Origin of the sequence: Pseudomonas sp. SORGH_AS_0211 (assembly GCF_031453455.1) — a bacterium.
Classification (GTDB): Bacteria; Pseudomonadota; Gammaproteobacteria; order Pseudomonadales; family Pseudomonadaceae; genus Chryseomonas; species Chryseomonas aestiva.
Genome location: NZ_JAVIZV010000001.1, coordinates 64,714 through 83,573, shown reverse-complemented (window position 1 = coordinate 83,573; position 18,860 = coordinate 64,714). Strand labels below are relative to the sequence as shown.

The 18,860-nt window shown below is 66.6% G+C and carries 19 protein-coding genes; 8 read left to right on the top strand and 11 right to left on the bottom strand.

Going from position 1 to position 18,860, the window contains the following annotated elements; all coding sequences use genetic code 11:
- The first annotated feature begins 7 nt into the window (after window positions 1-7).
- Both metF and QE393_RS00395 read left to right on the top strand, forming a co-directional pair.
- On the top strand, window positions 8-844 hold the full coding sequence (metF, locus tag QE393_RS00400) for a methylenetetrahydrofolate reductase [NAD(P)H] (protein WP_133861534.1): 837 nt from the start codon (window positions 8-10) through the stop codon (window positions 842-844).
- A gap of 184 nt (window positions 845-1,028) precedes the next feature.
- Window positions 1,029-2,930 (top strand): DEAD/DEAH box helicase, encoded by a 1,902-nt coding sequence (locus QE393_RS00395; protein ID WP_310041583.1) that lies wholly within the window; start codon window positions 1,029-1,031, stop codon window positions 2,928-2,930.
- Between the two features lie 299 nt (window positions 2,931-3,229).
- On the opposite strand, the gene QE393_RS00390 is transcribed toward QE393_RS00395, so the two are convergent.
- The 3 genes from QE393_RS00390 to QE393_RS00380 all read right to left on the bottom strand — a co-directional run bounded on the left by QE393_RS00390 (window position 3,230) and on the right by QE393_RS00380 (window position 4,655).
- Entirely contained in the window at window positions 3,230-3,517 is a 288-nt protein-coding gene (locus QE393_RS00390; protein ID WP_273810237.1) for a PA4642 family protein, read from the bottom strand.
- A gap of 116 nt (window positions 3,518-3,633) precedes the next feature.
- Complete coding sequence (locus QE393_RS00385; protein WP_273810239.1) at window positions 3,634-4,104, bottom strand: WbuC family cupin fold metalloprotein; 471 nt, start codon at window positions 4,102-4,104, stop codon at window positions 3,634-3,636.
- On the bottom strand, window positions 4,101-4,655 hold the full coding sequence (locus QE393_RS00380) for a hypoxanthine-guanine phosphoribosyltransferase (RefSeq protein WP_273810240.1): 555 nt from the start codon (window positions 4,653-4,655) through the stop codon (window positions 4,101-4,103). Before QE393_RS00380 ends, QE393_RS00385 begins: the two co-directional genes overlap by 4 nt.
- 255 nt (window positions 4,656-4,910) lie before the next feature.
- On the opposite strand from QE393_RS00380, the gene upp reads away from it, so the two are divergent.
- Both upp and QE393_RS00370 read left to right on the top strand, forming a co-directional pair.
- Window positions 4,911-5,549, top strand: a complete 639-nt coding sequence (gene upp, locus QE393_RS00375; RefSeq protein ID WP_017641072.1) for a uracil phosphoribosyltransferase — start codon at window positions 4,911-4,913, stop codon at window positions 5,547-5,549.
- Window positions 5,550-5,551: 2 nt separating this feature from the next.
- A complete protein-coding gene (locus QE393_RS00370) occupies window positions 5,552-6,817 on the top strand; it encodes a uracil-xanthine permease family protein (RefSeq protein WP_405046217.1) in 1,266 nt (421 codons plus the stop codon).
- Between the two features lie 19 nt (window positions 6,818-6,836).
- Here the strand turns inward: QE393_RS00370 and QE393_RS00365 are convergent, their stop codons facing one another.
- Entirely contained in the window at window positions 6,837-7,892 is a 1,056-nt protein-coding gene (locus QE393_RS00365; RefSeq protein WP_273810241.1) for a ferrochelatase, read from the bottom strand.
- Window positions 7,889-8,797, bottom strand: coding sequence for a TIGR01777 family oxidoreductase (locus QE393_RS00360; protein WP_273810243.1), 909 nt, complete (start codon window positions 8,795-8,797; stop codon window positions 7,889-7,891). Before QE393_RS00360 ends, QE393_RS00365 begins: the two co-directional genes overlap by 4 nt.
- Window positions 8,798-8,862: 65 nt before the next feature.
- On the opposite strand from QE393_RS00360, the gene QE393_RS00355 reads away from it, so the two are divergent.
- From QE393_RS00355 to QE393_RS00340, 4 genes are all read left to right on the top strand, one after another.
- Window positions 8,863-9,960: an NAD(P)/FAD-dependent oxidoreductase gene (locus QE393_RS00355; RefSeq protein ID WP_273810244.1), complete on the top strand. Its 1,098-nt coding sequence runs from the start codon at window positions 8,863-8,865 to the stop codon at window positions 9,958-9,960.
- A gap of 125 nt (window positions 9,961-10,085) precedes the next feature.
- A complete protein-coding gene (locus QE393_RS00350) occupies window positions 10,086-11,057 on the top strand; it encodes a DUF523 and DUF1722 domain-containing protein (RefSeq protein ID WP_273810246.1) in 972 nt (323 codons plus the stop codon).
- Between the two features lie 10 nt (window positions 11,058-11,067).
- Window positions 11,068-11,991, top strand: a complete 924-nt coding sequence (locus QE393_RS00345; RefSeq protein WP_273810248.1) for a MerR family transcriptional regulator — start codon at window positions 11,068-11,070, stop codon at window positions 11,989-11,991.
- A complete protein-coding gene (locus tag QE393_RS00340; protein WP_310041576.1) occupies window positions 11,988-13,409 on the top strand; it encodes a deoxyribodipyrimidine photo-lyase in 1,422 nt (473 codons plus the stop codon). Before QE393_RS00345 ends, QE393_RS00340 begins: the two co-directional genes overlap by 4 nt.
- Window positions 13,410-13,437: 28 nt before the next feature.
- Here the strand turns inward: QE393_RS00340 and QE393_RS00335 are convergent, their stop codons facing one another.
- The 6 genes from QE393_RS00335 to hemA all read right to left on the bottom strand — a co-directional run bounded on the left by QE393_RS00335 (window position 13,438) and on the right by hemA (window position 18,828).
- Complete coding sequence (locus QE393_RS00335) at window positions 13,438-13,962, bottom strand: acyloxyacyl hydrolase (RefSeq protein ID WP_133861545.1); 525 nt, start codon at window positions 13,960-13,962, stop codon at window positions 13,438-13,440.
- A 152-nt stretch (window positions 13,963-14,114) separates the two neighbouring features.
- The gene (murI, locus tag QE393_RS00330) at window positions 14,115-14,906 is read right to left on the bottom strand and encodes a glutamate racemase (protein ID WP_273810253.1); all 792 of its coding nucleotides are present in this window, start codon (window positions 14,904-14,906) and stop codon (window positions 14,115-14,117) included.
- On the bottom strand, window positions 14,899-15,654 hold the full coding sequence (locus QE393_RS00325) for a molybdopterin-synthase adenylyltransferase MoeB (RefSeq protein ID WP_310041573.1): 756 nt from the start codon (window positions 15,652-15,654) through the stop codon (window positions 14,899-14,901). The genes murI and QE393_RS00325 overlap by 8 nt, the downstream gene beginning before the upstream one ends.
- Window positions 15,648-16,478, bottom strand: coding sequence for a peptide chain release factor N(5)-glutamine methyltransferase (prmC, locus tag QE393_RS00320; protein ID WP_310041571.1), 831 nt, complete (start codon window positions 16,476-16,478; stop codon window positions 15,648-15,650). The genes QE393_RS00325 and prmC overlap by 7 nt, the downstream gene beginning before the upstream one ends.
- Window positions 16,479-16,480: 2 nt before the next feature.
- Window positions 16,481-17,563, bottom strand: coding sequence for a peptide chain release factor 1 (gene prfA, locus QE393_RS00315; RefSeq protein ID WP_310041569.1), 1,083 nt, complete (start codon window positions 17,561-17,563; stop codon window positions 16,481-16,483).
- Entirely contained in the window at window positions 17,560-18,828 is a 1,269-nt protein-coding gene (gene hemA / locus QE393_RS00310) for a glutamyl-tRNA reductase (RefSeq protein WP_133861550.1), read from the bottom strand. The genes prfA and hemA overlap by 4 nt, the downstream gene beginning before the upstream one ends.
- Between the last annotated feature and the right edge of the window lie 32 nt (window positions 18,829-18,860).

Sequence of the window (18,860 nt, the reverse complement as noted above, 5' to 3'; positions counted from 1 at the left end):
AGACGACGTGAAACCCAGTCTGAGTTTCGAATTCTTTCCCTGCAAGACCGAAGCGGGCCACGAGAAGCTGATCGCCACGGCGCGGCAACTGGCGAGTCATGGGCCGGAGTTCTTTTCCTGCACCTATGGCGCCGGCGGTTCGACCCGCGACGGTACCTATCGCACCGTGCGCCAGCTCAACGACGAGGTCGGGGTGCCGACCGCACCGCACCTGTCCTGCGTCGGTGACAGCAAGGCCAAGCTGCGCGAGTTGCTGCAGCAGTACCGGGAAGCCGGCATCAACCGCATCGTCGCCCTGCGCGGCGACCTGCCGTCCGGCATGGGCCTGTCCGGCGGTGGCGAATTGCGCCACGCCAGCGATCTGGTCGCCTTCATCCGCGAGGAAACCGGTGATCACTTCCATATCGAAGTCGCCGCCTATCCGGAAACCCATCCGCAGGCGCGCAGCTTTACGGATGACGTGCGCAATTTCGTGTACAAGATGCAGGCCGGTGCTGACCGCGCGGTCACCCAGTACTTCTTCAACGCCGATTGCTACTTCCATTTTGTGGAACGTGTCCGCAAACTGGGAGTCGAAGCCCCAGTGATCCCTGGCATCATGCCGATCACCAACTACAGCAAGTTGGCGCGCTTCTCCGATGCCTGTGGCGCTGAACTGCCACGCTGGCTGCGGAAGCAACTGGAAGCCTACGGTGACGACACCCAGAGCATCCAGGCCTTTGGCGAAGAAGTCATGACCGACCTCTGCGAGCGACTGCTCGAAGGTGGGGCACCCGGTGTGCACTTCTATACCCTGAACCAAGCGGAGCCGTGTATCGCCATCTGGCGAAACCTCGGTTTTTGAAGGCGGCCAGGCGAACTGGCGGCGACTTTACCCAATCGTGATTACCGCTATCGGTCATCGTCCGACTCGTCATCCAGCGCAGGATGACGAGGGTGGGCGAGACGTCCCAAGCCTTTCGGACGTCAACCGGCAGCGCAACCGCGCCCCCACGTCGGCGGGACGCCGACAGAGACAGGAACCCCGCATGTCCTTCATTTCCCTCGGTCTCTCCGAGGCCCTTGCCCGCGCTGTAGAAGACGCTGGCTACACGAATCCCACGCCTGTTCAGCAACGCGCCATTCCGGCCGTCCTGCAGGGTCGCGATCTGATGGTGGCTGCCCAGACCGGCACCGGCAAGACCGGTGGCTTCGCGCTGCCGGTGCTCGAGCGCCTGTTTCCCAACGGTCATCCCGATGGTCACCACTATGTGGCCAAGCAGCCCCGCGTGCTGGTGCTGACGCCGACCCGTGAACTGGCCGCCCAGGTCCACGACAGCTTCAAGGTGTACGCCCGCGACCTGCCCATGCGCAGCGCCTGCGTCTTCGGTGGCGTCGGCCTCAAGCCGCAGGTCACCGCCCTGGCCAAGGGTGTCGACGTGCTCGTCGCCTGCCCGGGTCGTCTGCTGGACCTCGCCGGTCAGCAGAGCGTCGATCTGTCCGCCGTCGAGGTCCTGGTGCTGGACGAAGCCGACCGCATGCTGGACATGGGCTTCATCCACGACGTGAAGAAGGTCCTGGCCCGTCTGCCGGCCCGCCGCCAGAATCTGCTGTTCTCGGCCACCTTCTCCAAGGACATCACCGACCTTGCCGGCAAGCTGCTGCAGGATCCCGAGCGGATCGAGGTCACCCCGCCGAACACCACCGTCGAGCGCATCGAACAGCGGTTGTTCCGCATCCCCGCCAACCAGAAGCGCGCCCTGCTCGCCCACCTGATCACCCTGGGTGCCTGGGAACAGGTGCTGGTGTTCACCCGGACCAAGCACGGCGCCAACCGCCTGGCCGAGTACCTGAACAAGCACGGCCTGCCCTCGGCGCCGATCCATGGCAACAAGAGCCAGAACGCGCGCACCAAGGCCCTGGCCGACTTCAAGAGCAACGAGGTTCGTGTCCTCGTCGCCACCGACATCGCCGCCCGTGGCCTGGACATCGACCAGTTGCCCCACGTGGTCAACTTCGAGCTGCCCAATGTCGAGGAAGACTATGTCCACCGTATCGGCCGTACCGGTCGGGCCGGTCGTAGCGGCGAAGCCATTTCGCTGGTCTCCCCGGACGAAGAGAAGCTGCTCAAGGCCATCGAGCGCCTGACCAAGCAGAGCATCCAGGACGGCGACATGCAGGGCTTCGACCCGCAATCCGTGCCGCCCGAGCAGCCGGAAGTCCGGGCACCCCGCGAACCGCGCGGCAAGCCGCAGCAGAATCGCCAGAAGAAGGCCGACAAGCCGGCGCGCAGCGAAGGCAGAGGCCAGAATCAGGGTCAGGCTCAGGCCCAGAACCCGGGCAAGGCCGCCGGTGGCGAGCAATCCGGCGCCCAGCCCCAGGGCGAGCGCAAGGGTCGTTCCCGCAATCGTCGCGACCGCCGCGATCGCGATGACGCCAGCCAGGACAAGGCCGCCGTGCAACCCGGCCAGGCCGTTGCCCAGCAGCCGCGCAATCGTGATCCGGAGGAATTTCTGGATGACGCCTACGACAACTTCGGCAACAGCGTCGACTACGTGAGCCCCTACCAGGGCAAGGGCCGCAAGGGTCCGCGCAGTGGCAACGGCGGCAGCGCGCCGCGCGCCGCCACGACCGGCGGCCAGGGTCAGCCCCGTCAGGGTCAAGGCCAGGGCCAGGGCGCTGCCCGCGGTCCGCGCAGCCAGCAACAGCAGCAGCCCGGCAAGCGTCGTGGCCAGAACGGCCAGCCCCGTGCCGCCCGGCCCTATGAAGCCGCGCCCAGCGAGCCACGCGCCTATGCCACGGAAGAGCGGGCGTCGAACAAGCCGCAGCCGAAGATCGTGCACAAGCCGTCGCGTGCCGATCGCCTGCCGACCCTGGAGCAGCTGGAAGAGATGCCAAGCCGGCCGCGCAGCGAGAAGCCTGCGCTGCTGACCCGCAACCGCGACGCCTGATGGCCGACGGGCCGCTCAGGCGGCCCGTTCACCAGGCAAAAAGAAACCCCGCCATGGCGGGGTTTCTTTTTGCTGCCTGCTCGAGAAGTCACCGAGCGAAGGTCAGGCAAGGCGCAACGACCAACGGGAGTAACAGCCAGAGGCTGGCCCGCAGGGTGAGCGCAAGCGAGTCGAATCGGCGAGGAAGCGGACCGGGCCCGCGCTCGAGCTTACAAAGGGTAAACGAGCATTACGACCGCGCTGGCGGGCCAGCCGGTTTTTAACGCAGCATGGCCGGGCTCAGGCACTTATCAACCGAATCAGGCGTGGGCGGCGCGCAGGGCGTCGATATAGGGCTCGGCCTGGCGATGGCTGCGGATCAGCTCGATGAAGTCTTCGCCCTGGTCGTTACGGGCATCCAGGTCGTAGCCGGCCTCGACGAAGAAGCCGACGAAGCGCTCGAAGTCATCCGGGCGCAGGCCGCGATAGGCCTTGACCAGCTTGTGCAGAGACGCGGGGGTATCGTCCGCCGGCTCGACCGCGAGAAACAGCTTGATCTGCTCGTCTCTGATCTCTTCACCGATGACCTGCTTTTTATCCTTGCGCATCCTTTGGCTACCTGTGCTGGGGGATTCTTTGGAGAAAAGAGGGCCGATTCTAACCCCGCCCCTCGCCTGCCCGCCAGTGACAAAACCGCGGCAATACCGCGACCCGGATCGAAAGTTCAATCGAACTGGGCGCGCATCCAGCTGCGATAGCGCTCGGCATCGGGTGCGCCTTCCAGCGGTGCCCAGGCCGGTCGTTCACCCTCGCCCAGGGGCACGAAGGGCCCGGCCTTGCATTCGAAGAACAGGCAGTCGCCATCCAGGGCAACTAGCGCATGGAAGTGCCCGGGAGCGAGATCGACACCCGGGCAACCGGCGCGCTGGGACAGTTCGCGGCGCAGCAGCACCTGCCCGTCTTCGCCGAAAGTCAGCAGCCCGAGCCGGCCCTGCAGCACCAGCAGACTCTCGGCCTTGCGCGGATCCAGGTGGCGATGGGGCGGTATGTAGCTGTCTTCGCACATCCCCACCACCAGGCGATGGCAGGGTTCGTCCATGCAATGCAGGTTGTGATGGGCGCGTCGTCGCGGGCTCGCCGCCGCCTGCCGGAGCAGGTCGGCGAACAGTCCCTGATCGAACAGCCGCGCGGTCACAGCCCCTTCACGGCATAGATGCCGGGCGCATTGCGCCAGTAGCCCTTGTAGTCCATGCCGTAGCCGAAGATGTATCGATCGACGCAGGGCAGCCCGACATAGGTGGCTTCCAGGCCCTTGACCTTGCGGTCGTGGGTCTTGTCGATCAGCACCGCGGTATGGACTTCGCGGGCGCCGGCATGGCGGCAGAAGCCGATGATGGCCTTGAGGGTATGGCCCTCGTCGAAGATGTCGTCGACGATCAGCACATCGCGATCGATGAAGGACACCTCGGGCTTGGCCTTCCAGAACAGCTCGCCGCCGGTGGTCTCGTTGCGATAGCGGGTGGCGTGCAGGTAGGACATTTCCAGGGGGAAATTTAGCCGGGTGGCCAGCTTGCCGGTCAGGATCAGGCCGCCGTTCATCACGCAGAAGATCACCGGATTGCGCTCGGCGAGATCGGCGGTGATGGACGCGGCGATCCGGTCGATGGCCGCTTCGACCTGGGCTTCGTCATACAGGCAATCGGCCTCCTGCATGACCTGGCGGATGTGGGCGAGATCGGCGGACATGGGGCTACTCCGGGGGACGGGGCGCCTGCCTGATGGCGGGCGCGGATAAAAGGCGGCAAAGGTACAGACACCGCGAACCGATCTCAAGCGCCGCCAGGCGGCTACTATTGTCGCAGGGTACTGCCCACCTCGAGTCGGATGCTTTAATGTACCGCGATTTTTTTGTGCGCCTGCCCTCCCCGCGGCAGGCCTTCGGGGCGCCGGTCGTACCGAAAACGTCCTCGATCCGCTGCCCTACCGTCTCTGGAGAATTCCATGCCCGTCCACGAAATCCGCCATCCGCTCATCCGTCACAAGCTCGGCCTGATGCGGCGCGCCGACATCAGCACCAAGAACTTTCGCGAACTGGCCCAGGAAGTCGGCGCCCTGCTGACCTACGAGGCGACCAAGGACCTGCCGGTGGAAGAGGTGGACATCGAAGGCTGGTGCGGCACCGTCAAGGTGGAGAAGATCTCCGGCAAGAAGGTCACCGTGGTGCCCATCCTGCGCGCCGGTATCGGCATGCTCGACGGCGTGCTCAGCCTGATCCCTAGCGCCCGGGTCAGCGTGGTGGGCCTCGCCCGCAACGAATCCACCCTGCAGGCCCATACCTACCTGGAAAAGCTGGTGGGCGAACTGGACCAGCGGATGGCCATGATCATCGATCCCATGCTGGCCACCGGCGGCTCCATGATCGCCACCATCGACCTGTTGAAGAAGGCCGGGGCCAAGGAAATCCGCGCCCTGGTGCTGGTGGCGGCGCCCGAAGGCATCGCCGCGGTCGAGGAGGCCCATCCGGACGTGCGCCTCTATACCGCCTCCATCGACGAGCGCCTCAACGAGCACGGCTACATCCTGCCGGGCCTGGGCGATGCCGGTGACAAGATCTTCGGCACCAAGCAGAAGGACGCCTGAGCGTGACCGCGCGGGAACCGCTCTGGCGGGAGATCCTGGTCGGCGCCCAGATGCTCTTCGTGGCCTTTGGCGCCCTGGTGCTGATGCCGCTGATCACCGGCATGGACCCGAATGTGGCCCTTTTCACCGCAGGCTTCGGCACCCTGCTGTTCCATCTGGTCACCGGCCGCCAGGTACCGGTGTTCCTGGCATCGAGCTTCGCCTTCATCGCGCCGATCATCGCCGCCAAGGCTGAATTCGGTCTGCCGGCGGTGCTCGGCGGGGTGGTGGCGGCCGGCTTCGTCTACACCTTCCTGGGCCTGGCGGTGAAGGTGCGCGGCGTGGGCTTCATCGACCGCCTGCTGCCGCCGGTGGTGATCGCCCCGGTGATCATCTCCATCGGCCTGGGGCTGTCACCGGTGGCGGCCAACATGGCCATGGGCAAGGCCGGGGACGGCAGCGCCCAGCTGGTGCCCTATGCCACGGCGATGATGATCTCCATGCCGGCGCTGGTCACCACCCTGCTGGTGGCCATCTACGGCAAGGGCATGTTCCGCCTGGTGCCCATCCTCGCCGGGGTCTTTGTCGGCTACGCGCTGGCCTTCGTCTTCGGCATCGTCCATACCGAGGGCATAGCCGCGGCGCCCTGGCTGGCGATCCCGGCCTTCGTCGCGCCGGAATTCCACTGGGGCGCCATCCTGTTCATGGTGCCGGTGGCCCTGGCGCCGGCCATCGAGCACGTCGGCGGGGTGATCGCGGTGGGCGGCGTGACCGGCAATAACTACCTCAAGCAGCCGGGGCTGCACCGCACCCTGCTGGGTGACGGTCTGGCCACCTCCGCCGCCGGGCTGTTCGGCGGTCCGCCCAACACCACCTATGCCGAGGTGACCGGCGCGGTGATGCTGACCAAGAACCATAATCCGCGGGTCATGCTGTGGGCCGCCGGCTTCGCCATGGTGCTGGCCTTCGTCGGCAAGTTCGGCGCGGCGCTGCAGACCATCCCGGTGCCGGTCATGGGCGGCATCCTCTGCCTGCTGTTCGGCTCCATCGCGGTGGTGGGGCTGAACATCCTGATCCGCCACCAGGTGGATCTGTCCGAGGCGCGCAACCTGGTGATCGTCTCAGTGACCCTGGTGTTCGGCATCGGCGGCATCGTCTTCGGCAACGGCGAGATCGGCCTCAAGGGCATCTCCCTCTGCGGCCTGATCGCCATCGGCCTCAACCTGGTCCTGCCCGGGCACAACGCCTGGAAAAAGGATGCCGAACCGCCAGAGCGTCCGCTGCTCTGACGGCCAGCCCAGGATGCCGTTACGCCGGCATCCTGGGTTGTTCGATCGGCTGCGGCGGCAGCTCCGCCACCTCCTCGCAGAGCTCCACCAGCGCCCGGGCCCAGGCCGGGTCGTCGTTGACGCAGGGAATCAGCACCAGCTCCCGGCCACCGGCCTCGATGAACTGCTCGCGCCCGCGATCACCGATCTCTTCCAGCGTCTCGATGCAGTCGGCGACGAACGCCGGGCACATCACCAGCAGGCGCTTGACCCCCGCCTTGGCCAGCGCGTCCAGCCGCGCCTCGGTATAGGGCTCGATCCACTTGTCCTTGCCCAGCCGCGACTGGAAGGACACCGACCACTTGCCATCGGGAATGCCCAGGCGCCGGGCCACCAGCTCGGCGGTGCGCTGGCACTGGCTGCGGTAGCAGACGGCCAGGGCCTTGGCGGTGACCTTGCTGCTGTCGGGCGCGCGCAGGTTGTGCGTGCGATCCTTGACCAGCTTGCGGATGTGCCGCTCGGGAAGCCCGTGGAAGGACAGCAGCAGGTGGTCGTAGGGCTCCCGCAGATAGGGTTCGACGCTGGCCGCCAGCGCCGCCTGGTATTCCGGACGGTCATAGAACGGCGGCAGGATCTTCAGCGTCAGCGGCAGCTGGTGCGCCTCGATCACCCGTCGCGCCTCGACGATCGCGGTGGTGGTGGTGCTGTCGGCGAATTGCGGATAGAGCGGCGCATAGGTCACCTCGCGGATGCCCTGGCTGGCCAGGCGCTTGAGCACCGTTTCCACCGAGGGCTCGCCGTATCTCATGCACAACTCCACCGGACCGTGCCGCCAGAGGGGCCGTACGGCCTCCTGCAGCCGGCGGCTGAGCACGATCAGCGGCGAGCCGTCCTCCCACCAGATCGACTCATAGGCCTCGGCCGAGGCGGCGGGTCGCTTGATCAGCACCAGGGATACCAGCAGCCGGCGCAGCGGCCAGGGCAGATCGACCACATAGGGGTCCATCAGGAACTGGTTCAGATAGCGCTTCACGTCGGGGACGTGGGGCGAATCGGGCGAACCCAGGTTGGCGAGCAGCAGAGCGTTGGTAGTCATCGTGAATCCTTGGCAGCGAGCAGGTCGGCCAGGGCCGCATCCAGCTCGGGATAGCGAAAGACATACCCGGCCGCGAGCAGGCGCTCGGGTCGGGCGCGCTGGCCACCCAGCAGGAGGATGGACAGCTCTCCCATCAGGCGCAGGGCGAAGGCGGGAATCAGCAATCGCGCCGGGCGCCGCAAGGCCCGTCCCAGCGCCTCGGTGAACTCCCGGTTGCGGACCGGCTGGGGGGCACAGAGATTATAGGGACCCTGGGCATCGCTTCGGTTGAGAAGAAAATCGATGGCCCCGATTTGATCCTGTAAATGAATCCAGGGCATCCACTGGCGTCCGTTGCCCAGGCGCGCGCCGAGACCGAAGCGGAAGGGTGGCAGCAGGCGCAGCAGGAAGCCGTCGTCGGCGGCCAGCACCAGGCCGGTGCGCAGGTTGACCACGCGGATGCCCAGCTTCCCGGCTTCGTTGGCGACCTGCTCCCACGCCAGGCACAACTCGCCGGCGAAGTCGGGACCGGCCAGGCTGTCCGCCTCGCTCACCGGCTTTTCGCCGCTGTCGCCATAGAAGCCGATGGCCGAGCCGGACAGCAGGACCGCGGGTTTTTGCGGACGGCCACGCAGCCACTCGATCAGGCGCTCGGTGGTGCCGATGCGGCTCTGCCAGAGTTCGGCCTTGCGACCTCGGGTCCAGGGCTTGTCGGCGATGGGGGCGCCGGCCAGGTTGACCACCGCATCCAGGTGTTCGTCGCCCAGCGCCGCCAGTTGGTCGATGCCGCGCACCCCGGGTCCGCATTCGCGCGCCACCCGCCCCGGGTCGCGACTGAGCACGGTGAGTTGGTGCCCGGCGGCCGCCCATTGGCGGCACAGCGCGCGGCCGATCAATCCGGTGCCACCTGTCAGCAGGATATGCATGTCGTCACTTCCTTCTCGTATTGCCCTGCCGCCCGTATGCATCTGAACGAAGGGAAGAGGATTGTTTGGTATGGTCGTGGGTCGAAAGATCCAGAACGGTTGCCAGTCGTAGCCGTAGAGCCCTTGCGCGCGCAAACGTTCGACAAGGGCGAATCGTCAGACAAGCGAGGTCCATCATGACTGCCCCCATCGCCATCGTTGGCGCAGGAATAGCCGGACTTGCCGCGGCCCAGACGCTGATTCGCGCCGGGCAGCAGGTCCAGATCTTCGACAAGAGTCGCGGCAGCGGCGGCCGCATGGCCAGCAAGCGCAGCGAAGCTGGCGCCCTCGACCTGGGCGCCCAGTATTTCACCGCCCGCGACCGGCGCTTCATCGACGCCCTCAACGAGTGGCGTCGAGCCGGTTGCGCGGCCGAATGGAATCCGGCGCTCTACCAGTATCGCGACGGTCGCCTGAGTCCGTCCCAGGACGAGCAGCCGCGCTGGGTCGGGGTGCCGCGCATGAGCGCCATCACCCGCCACCTGCTGGCCGATCTGCCGGTCACCTTCGACTGCCGCATCACCGAGGTCTTTCGCGGGGCCCAGCACTGGCACCTGCTGGATGCCGGCGGCGAGACCCACGGCCCCTTTGCCCAGGTCATCATCGCCATGCCGGCGCCCCAGGCCACGGCGCTGCTGTCCAGCGTGCCCAAGCTGGCGGCCACCGTGGCCGGTGTCAGCATGGAGCCGACCTGGTCGGTGGCCCTGGCCTTTCCCACGCCCCTGCAGACCCCGGTGGAAGGCTGCTTCGTGCAGGGCAGCGAACTGGACTGGCTGGCGCGCAATCGCTGCAAGCCCGAGCGCGACACCACCCTGGACACCTGGGTCCTGCATGCCACCAGCGCCTGGAGCAAGGCGCACCTCGACGCCTCGAAGGACGAGGTGATCGAACGCCTGCATGGCGCCTTCGCCGAGCTGATCGGCTGTCCGTTGCCGGCGCCGACCTTCAGCCTGGCCCATCGCTGGCTCTATGCCCGCCCCGCGCAACCCCACCAGTGGGGCGCCCTGGCCGATCCCGACATGGGCGTCTTCGTCTGTGGCGACTGGTGCTCCAGCGGTCGGGTGGAAGGTGCCTGGTTGAGTGGTCATGAGGCCGCGCAGCAGCTCCTGGGCAGTCTGGATTAATCGACGAAGCGCACGCCGTCTGTAACCTGCGGCGAATCTTTTGCCGCAGCCCCCTGTCGAAAGTTGCACCAAACTTGTACAAATAGGAAAACCTTGTACAAGAAAATACACGACAGGGGATCTCCATGGTTGCCAATGCCTCCTCCAGCCTGCCCCGCCCGCGCCTGGGTATCAGTGCCTGCCTGCTGGGTGACGAAGTCCGCTACAACGGTGGACACAAGGAATCCCGGCTCTGCAGTCAGACCTTCGCCGAGCATTTCGACTTCGTCCGGGTCTGCCCGGAAATGGCCATCGGCCTCGGCACGCCTCGCGAACCCATTCGGCTGGTGGGTGACTCCCAGGCGCCGCGCGCCGTGGGTACCGTCAACCCCAGCCTGGACGTGACCGCCGCTCTGACCGGCTACGGGGAAAAGATGGCGGGCGAGCTGACCGACCTGTCCGGCTTCATCTTCATGCAGAAATCGCCCTCCTGCGGCATGGAGCGCGTCAAGGTCTACCACGCCAACGGCCAGGGCAGCGACACCGATGGCCGCGGCCTGTTCGCCGCCGCCATCATGCGTCTACGACCGGACCTGCCGGTGGAAGAAGCCGGTCGGCTGAACGATGCGGTGCTGCGGGAAAACTTCGTCACCCGCGTCTTCGCCCATGCCCATTGGCAGCAACTGCTGCAACAGGGTCTGACGGCGCGGGCGCTGCTGTCCTATCATTCGCGTTACAAGTATCAGCTCATGGCCCACGACGCCCATCGTGCGCGGGCCCTCGGTCAGCTGGTCGGCAGCATCGGCCAGCGCAATCTGGACGAGCTGGGGCAGGAGTATTTCAGCGGCCTGATGGCTGCCCTGAAGAAGTGCGCCACCCGTGGTACCCATTGCAATGTGCTCTATCATTTATTCGGTTATCTGCGTCGGGTCCTGAGCGACAGCGAGAAGCAGGAAATGCAGTTGCTGATCGAGCAGTACCACGAGGGCATCGTCCCCCTGGTCGTGCCCCTGACGCTGCTCAAGCACCACTTCCGCCAGCATCCGGATCGTTATGTGAACGAGCAGGCCTATCTCCAACCGCACCCCGAACGTCTGAGTCTGCGAAATGCCATCTAGCGCCACTCCCTTGCCTTCGTCGTCGAACGGCGAAGATCAGGACTACCAGTCCGCTCTCCACGAGGGCTGGCTGCCCATCCGGGAAATCGCCCGGCGCACCGGTGTGAACGCCGTGACGCTGAGGGCCTGGGAGCGGCGCTATGGCTTGCTGGTCCCCAAGCGCACGCCCAAGGGCCATCGCCTCTATAGCGAAGCCCATGTGGTCCGCGTGCAGCAGGTCCTCGCCTGGATCGCCCGCGGTGTGGCGGTCAGCCAGGTCAAGGGGCTGCTCGACGAGCAACGGCCCGCGGTGATCCCTAGCGATACGCCCTGGCAGGCCATTCACCAGGAGATGATCGACGCCATCGGCCGACTGGCCTCGCGTGCGCTGGACGAAGCCTATAACCGCGCCGCCTCGCTCTATCCACCCCGGGTGCTGCTGGACCAGTTGCTCTGGCCGCTGCTGCGGGAGCTGGAACGCCTGAGCCAGGCGACCGACGATGGTCGTCTGCAACAGGTGTTCTTCCAGTCCTGGCTGCGCAGCAAGCTGGGTGCGCGGATCTATCACAGCCAGCACAGCCTCAGAGGCGCGCCCCTGGTGCTGCTCAATCTCGACGAAACCCCGATGAACACCTCGCTGTGGCTCTGCGCCTGGCTGATCAGCGCCGCGGAATGCCCGGTAGAACTGGTGGAGTGGTCGGTCCCCGCGGGCAATCTGGATCGCCTGGTCGAACAACTCGAACCCCGGGCACTGGTCCTCTGTCGCGACAGCCGTCCCGACAGCGAGCTGCGTCGTCAGCTGCAGACCTTCGCCAATCGCCATGCGCGTCCCTGCCTGACGCTCGGTGCGCTGGGCGAATCCCTCACCGCCGATGCCGCGCCGGCGCGCAGTCCGGGCGAAGCCTTCGATCGCCTGCAGAGTGCCGGGCTGCTGCGTCAGGAACGCCATGCATGAGTCAGCTCGTCTGGTTTCGAACTGACCTGCGCACCCTCGATCATCCCGCTCTTCACGCCGCCGCCGAACAGGGTCCGGTGGCAGCCGTCTTTCTGCTGAGTCCCGTCCAGTGGCAGGCGCACGACGAGGCGGCGGTCAAGGTCGATTTCTGGCTGCGCAATCTTGCCGAACTGGGCAAGACGCTCAAGTCCCTCGGCATCCCCTTGCTGGTCCGCAGCGCCGAGCGCTGGGAGCAGGCGCCCCAGGTGCTGCTCGACCTCGCCCGGGAGCTGGGCGTGGAGCGCCTGCATTTCAATGACGAATACGGGGTCAACGAAGCCGTCCGCGACGACGCCGTGGTCAGGGCCTTCGCAGACGCGGGCCTGGCGACCCATCGCTATCTGGACCAGACGCTGTTCGCGCCGGGTACAGTACTGACCAAGAGCGGCGGCTACTTCAAGGTTTTCGGCCAGTTCAGGAAGACCTGCCTGGCACGCCTGGAAACCGGCCTGCCGACACCCCTGCCCGCCCCGGGCAGGCAGCGGAAGCACCCGATCCCTTCGGACGAGCTGCCCACCGCGGTCGAGGGTTTCGCGGCCACCGCCGCCGACCTGCAGGGGCTATGGCCGGCAGGGGAAGAGGAAGCACTGCAGCGCCTGGAAGCCTTCATCCGGGATGATCTGGAAGACTATCAGCGGGCGCGGGACATTCCCTGCGAACCCGGTACCAGCCAGTTGTCGGCCTATCTCAATGCCGGGGTGCTGACGCCCCGCCAGTGCCTGCAGGCAGCCGTGCGGGCCAACGAGGGTCTGCTCAGCGGCGGCAAGCAGGGGGCGGCCACCTGGATCACCGAGTTGCTCTGGCGCGAATTCTATCGTCACGTACTGGTGGGCTACCCCCGGGTTTCCCGGCACCAGCCATTCAATCGAGACCTGACCGCCCTGCCCTGGCGCGACGACCCCGAAGGCCTCGCAGCCTGGCAACAGGGGCGCACCGGGATTCCCATCATCGATGCCGCCATGCGCCAGCTCCTGCAGACCGGCTGGATGCACAATCGCATGCGCATGCTCACGGCCATGTTCCTGTGCAAGAACCTGCTGATCGACTGGCGCGAGGGTGAGCGCTGGTTCATGCGGCATCTCATCGATGGCGACCTGGCCTCCAACAACGGCGGCTGGCAGTGGAGCGCCTCCACCGGTACCGATTCGGTGCCCTATTTCCGGGTATTCAACCCTCACACCCAGGCGTTGAAGATCGATGCGCGAGGCGACTATGTGCGTACCTGGGTGCCGGAACTGGCCGACCTCAGGGGCAAGGCCGTGCATACCCCGGGAGACCGCTACCTGACGCCCCTGGTGGACCTGGGCGAGAGTCGCCAGCGCGCCCTGGCCGCCTACCGCGGCATGGCGCGCAGGACGGACACGAAAAAGCCGGACTAGGTCCGGCTTTTTTCATCCAAGCCCTGGATCAGAGGGTGTGGCTGTAGAACAGCGCATAGGACTCGATGCCATCGTTGGGCTGCTTGATGCCGGCGTTGGAGTAGTGGGTCGCACGGATGCCGACGCGCTGGGTGTCGCCGATCTTCAGGCCCAGGCCGATGCGGTCTTCGAAGTTGAAGGCCGAGCCCAGGTCCTGCTCGCCAACCTTGGTGCTGGAGAAGACGGCGACGCCGATACCGGCTTCGACGAAGGGCTTCACCTGGCCCTGGCCGAATTCGTAGACGAACACCGGGGCGAAGGACAGCGAATGCTGGTCGGAAGACCGGCCGTTGTCACCTTCCCAGTAGGTATAGCCCGCATCCCAGTAGCCGGTCAGGCGACCGGTGGAGCTCTGCCACCAGCTCCTGTCCCAATTCCAGCCGGCACCGATACGGTAGGTCATGCCGCTCTGGCTGGTGGCACCGACTGCCCCGGTGATTTCCACAGCCTGTGCCGATGCGATGCCACCCAGTGAAAGCGCGGCGGCTACTGCGAGGGAAAGCAATTTGTTCATGAGAGTGCCCTTATGGATGTTTCTAGTTTTTACGAACTGCGAGCATTGACCATCAAGACGTGAAGGTGTTCGCAGCCCTGGATATCTTTACCTACAAGGTCGGATGCTAGTCGCTGGACCGGCATTTGGCGAGCGAAACCCTGACGGGAAAGTCAGACGAACGCCTTTACCTCGGCCCCTGCCGGCCAGAGTTGCGGCAACACGGCGCGAAGCTCGGCGGGATCGCCCGAGGTCCAGAATCGCGTAGGCCCGGCCGGCCCTTCCGCCAGACGCTCGTCCACCGCCAGCAGACTCTGCAGGCGCCGCGCCACGGCGGCGCCGGTGTCCACCAGGATGACCTGCGGCGGCACCAGTTCGGCCAGCAAGGGACGCAGGAAGGGATAGTGGGTGCAGCCCAGGATCAGGGTGTCGCACTGAGCCGCCAGCAAGGGGGTGAGAAAGCCCTGCAGCAGGCGCCGGGTCTCGGGGCCGTGCAGATCGCCACGCTCGACCTGTTCCACCAGTCCCGGACAGGGCTGGGTCAGCACCTGGACGCCCAGGGCGAAGCGGTCCAGCAAGGCGGCGAACTTGGCGCTCTGCAGGGTACCGGTGGTCGCCAGCACCCCGACCCGGCCATTGCGGGTCGCCGCCGCGGCGGGCTTGACCGCGGGTTCCATGCCGACGATGGGCCAGCGGGGATAGCGTTCGCGCAGATCGGCCACCGCCGCCACGGTGGCGGTGTTGCAGGCCACCACCAGGGCCTTGGCGCCCTGGGCGTACAGCCGCGCCGCGATCAGCTGGCAGCGCTCGCGGATGAAGGCAGGGGTCTTTTCGCCATAGGGGATATGGCCGCAATCGGCGACGTAATGCAGGGTTTCCGCCGGCAGCAGCTGGCGGATCTCCGCCAGCACCGACAGGCCGCCGACGCCCGAGTCGAAGACCCCGACCGGCGCCTCGTCAGCCATGGCGGGCGCCGCACACCGGGCAACCCGGATCGCGCTTGACCCGCAATTCGCGGAAGCGACTGCCCGCCGCATCCACCAGCAGCAGTCGACCGACCAGGGGCTCGCCGAAGCCGGCCAGGAGCTTGAGCGCCTCCAGCGCCTGCAGACTGCCCACCAGGCCGACCACCGGCCCCAGCACCCCGGCTTCGCTGCAACTGAGTTCCGCCTCGCTGCCCTCGCCATAGAGGCAGTGGTAGCAGGGGCTGTCGGCGCGTCGCGGATCGAAGACGCTGAGCTGGCCCTCCAGGCGAATGGCCGCACCGCTCACCAGCGGCCGCCCCGTGGCCACGCAGGCGGCATTCACCGCCGCCCGGGTGGTGAAGTTGTCCGAGCAGTCCAGCACCAGATCCACCATGGCGATGCGCGTCGCCAGGCTGTCGGCATCCAGCGCTTCGCGCAGCGGCACCAGGCGCACCTCGGGGTTGAGCGCCGCCAGGCGTTGCAGGGCGGAATCCACCTTGCCCTGGCCGATGCGGCTTTCGTCGTGCAGCACCTGGCGCTGCAGATTGCTCAGGTCGACCTGGTCGAAGTCGGCCAGGTGCATTTCGCCGACGCCGGCGGCGGCCAGATAGAGCGCCACCGGCGAACCCAGACCGCCGAGGCCGACGATGAGTACCCTGGCGTCTTTCAGCCGCAATTGTCCGGCGATATCCACCTGGGCCAGCAGGATCTGCCGGCTGTAGCGCAGCAGCTCACTGTCGCTCAGCATGGCCGACGCCCTCCGCTGATGCGTTCGTGACCACCCAGGTCCTGGCGACTCTCGACCTCGACGAACCCCTGGCGAACCAGCAGATCGCGCACCGCGGCGGCCTGGTCGAAGCCGTGCTCCAGCCACAGCCAGCCACCCGGCTGCAGGTGCGCGGGCGCCGCCGCGACCAGTTCGCGGATATCGTCCAGGCCATCGACGCCGGCCACCAGGGCGCTGCGCGGCTCGAAACGCACGTCGCCCTCGTCCAGATGGCGATCGCTGCCGGCGATATAGGGGGGATTGCTGACGATCAGGTCGAAGCGCTGCCCGGCGAGGGCGGCGAACCAGTGACTCTGCTGAAAAAGCGCATTGCCCAGGCACAGGCGCTGGGCATTGCGTCGTGCCAGCTCCACCGCCGCCGCGATACGATCCACGCCGCTGACCCGCCAGCGCGGCCGTTCATGGGCCAGGGCCAGGGCGATGGCGCCCGTGCCGGTGCCCAGGTCCAGTACCCGCACCTCGTCGGCCAGGGGCAGTGCCAGGGCGGTTTCCACCAGTACCTCGGTATCGGGACGGGGGATCAGGGTATCCGGACTCACCTCCAGGTCGAGCGACCAGAAGCCCTGCTGGCCGAGAATATAGGCCACCGGTTCACCCTGCCGGCGTCGTTCGAGGTTGGCCTGGAAGCGTGCCAGGGCCTCGCGCGGCACCAGTTTTTCCGGCCAGGTGCGCAGGTAGCTGCGCGGCTTGTCCAGGGCGGCGGCCAGCAGCAGTTCCACATCGAGGCGGGCGCTGGGCGAATCCGGCAGCTGGCTTTCGCGCAACAGGGCGCCGATGGTGGCCATGCTTAGTCTCCCAGCGCCGCCAGCTGGTCGGCCTGGTATTCCTGCAGCAGCGGATCGATGATCTGCTGGACGTCGCCATTGACCACTTCGCCCAGCGAATAGAGGGTCAGGTTGATGCGGTGATCGGTCACTCGACCCTGGGGAAAGTTGTAGGTGCGGATGCGCTCGGAGCGGTCGCCCGACCCCACCAGCAGCCGGCGGGTGTCGGACATTTCCTTGTGCGCCGCCGCATCCTGCTGGTCATTGAGCTTGGCCGACAGCCAGGCCATGGCCTTGGCGCGGTTCTTGTGCTGGGAGCGCTCTTCCTGGCACTCCACCACGATGCCGGTGGGCAGGTGGGTGATGCGCACCGCGGAGTCGGTCTTGTTGACGTGCTGACCGCCCGCGCCGGAGGAGCGATAGGTGTCGACGCGCAGATCGGCCGGATTGATCTCGATGGCCTGCTGTTCGTCCGGCTCCGGCAGCACCGCCACGGTGCAGGCCGAGGTGTGGATGCGGCCCTGGGATTCGGTCTCCGGGACCCGCTGCACCCGGTGCGCACCGGACTCGAACTTGAGCTTGGCGTAGACGCTGTCGCCCTCGACCCGGGCGATGACTTCCTTGAAGCCACCGTGCTCGCCCTCGTTCTCCGAGAGCACCTCGAGGCGCCAGCCCTGACGTTCGGCATAGCGCGAATACATGCGGAACAGATCGCCGGCAAAGATCGCCGCCTCGTCGCCGCCGGTACCGGCGCGGATTTCCAGGAAGACGTTGCGGCCGTCATTGGGATCGCGCGGCAGCATCATGCGCTGCAATTCGTCTTCCAGTTCCTGCAGCCGCGCCCTGGCGGTGCCGACCTCTTCCTCGGCCATCTCGCGCAGATCCGGATCGCTGTCCTTGAGCAGCGCCTGGGCGCCCTCCAGGTCGGCCTGCACCTTGCGGTATTCGGTGAACGCCTGGTTGACCGGCTCGAGTTCGGCGTATTCCTTGGAATAGGCGCGGAACTGGGTCTGGTCGCTGATGACTTCGGCGTCGCCCAACAGCGCGGTCAGCTCCTCGAAGCGGTCCTGCAGACCGTCGAGCTTGTGCAACAGAGAGGTCTTCATGTCTTGTCCAAACCCTCGTCGAGGGCGAAGAGTTCCTGAGCCAGGGTCAGCGCATCGACGCGCCCCTCGGCGGATAGTTTCTTGAGCTGCACGCTCGGCGCGTGCATCAGCTTGTTGGTGAGGCTGCGTGCTAGGGCCGCCAGAGCTTCCTGAGGATCGACGCCATTGGCCAGCTGGCGCTGGGCACGCGCCAGTTCGTCGTCGCGGATCTGCTCGCCCTGCTGGCGATAGGCGCGGACCACGTCCACCGCGGCGCGCTCGCGCAGCCGCTGCATGAAGTCCTCGACCCCGGCCAGCACCAGCTTCTCGGCAGCCTGGGCAGCGCCCTGGCGACTCTTGAGATTTTCCGCCACCACCTCGTGCAGGTCGTCCACCGTATAGAGGTAGACGTCCTCCAGCTCGCTCACCTCCGGCTCGATGTCGCGCGGCACCGCGATGTCGACCATGAAGATGGGCTTGTGGCGACGCTGCTTGAGCGCCCGCTCCACCGCGCCCTTGCCGAGGATGGGCAACTGGCTGGCGGTGGAACTGATGACGATGTCGCTGTTGACCAGCTCGTCGGGAATGTCGGCCAGCAGCACGGTATGGGCGCCGAATTCTTCCGCCAGGTGACTGGCGCGCTCCAGGGTGCGGTTGGCGACGACGATGCGCCGCACGCCCTGCTCGTGCAGATGGCGGGCGACCAGGGTGATGGTCTCGCCGGCGCCGATCAGCAGGGCCTGGCTGCGGCTGAGGTCGCTGAAGATCTGCTTGGCCAGGCTGACCGCGGCAAAGGCCACGGATACCGGGTTCTCGCCGATCGCCGTGTCGGTGCGCACCGCCTTGGCGGTATTGAAGGTGGCCTGGAACAGCCGCCCCAGCAGCGGACCGACGGTGCCGGCCTCACGCGCCACGGCATAGGCCGACTTGAGCTGGCCGAGGATCTGCGGCTCGCCCAGCACCATGGAGTCCAGCCCCGCGGCCACCCGCATCATGTGGCGGACCGCGGCCTCGTCCTGGTGCAGATAGATGCTGGCACGCAGGTCTTCCAGGGGCACCCGGTGGTACTGGGCGAGCCAGGCCAGCACGGCCTCCGCCAGGCTGGGCTCCAGCTCCAGGTAGAGTTCGCTGCGATTGCAGGTGGAAAGAATCGCCGCTTCGCGACTGTGGGTGGCCTGCTCCAGCTGGCGCAGGGCCTCGACCGTCTGCTCCGGAGTGAAGGCCACACGTTCGCGCACCTCAACCGAGGCGGTCTTGTGATTGATGCCGAGCGCGAGAAAGGCCATGGACGCAAGCAGTCGAACGGATTGGGAAAGCC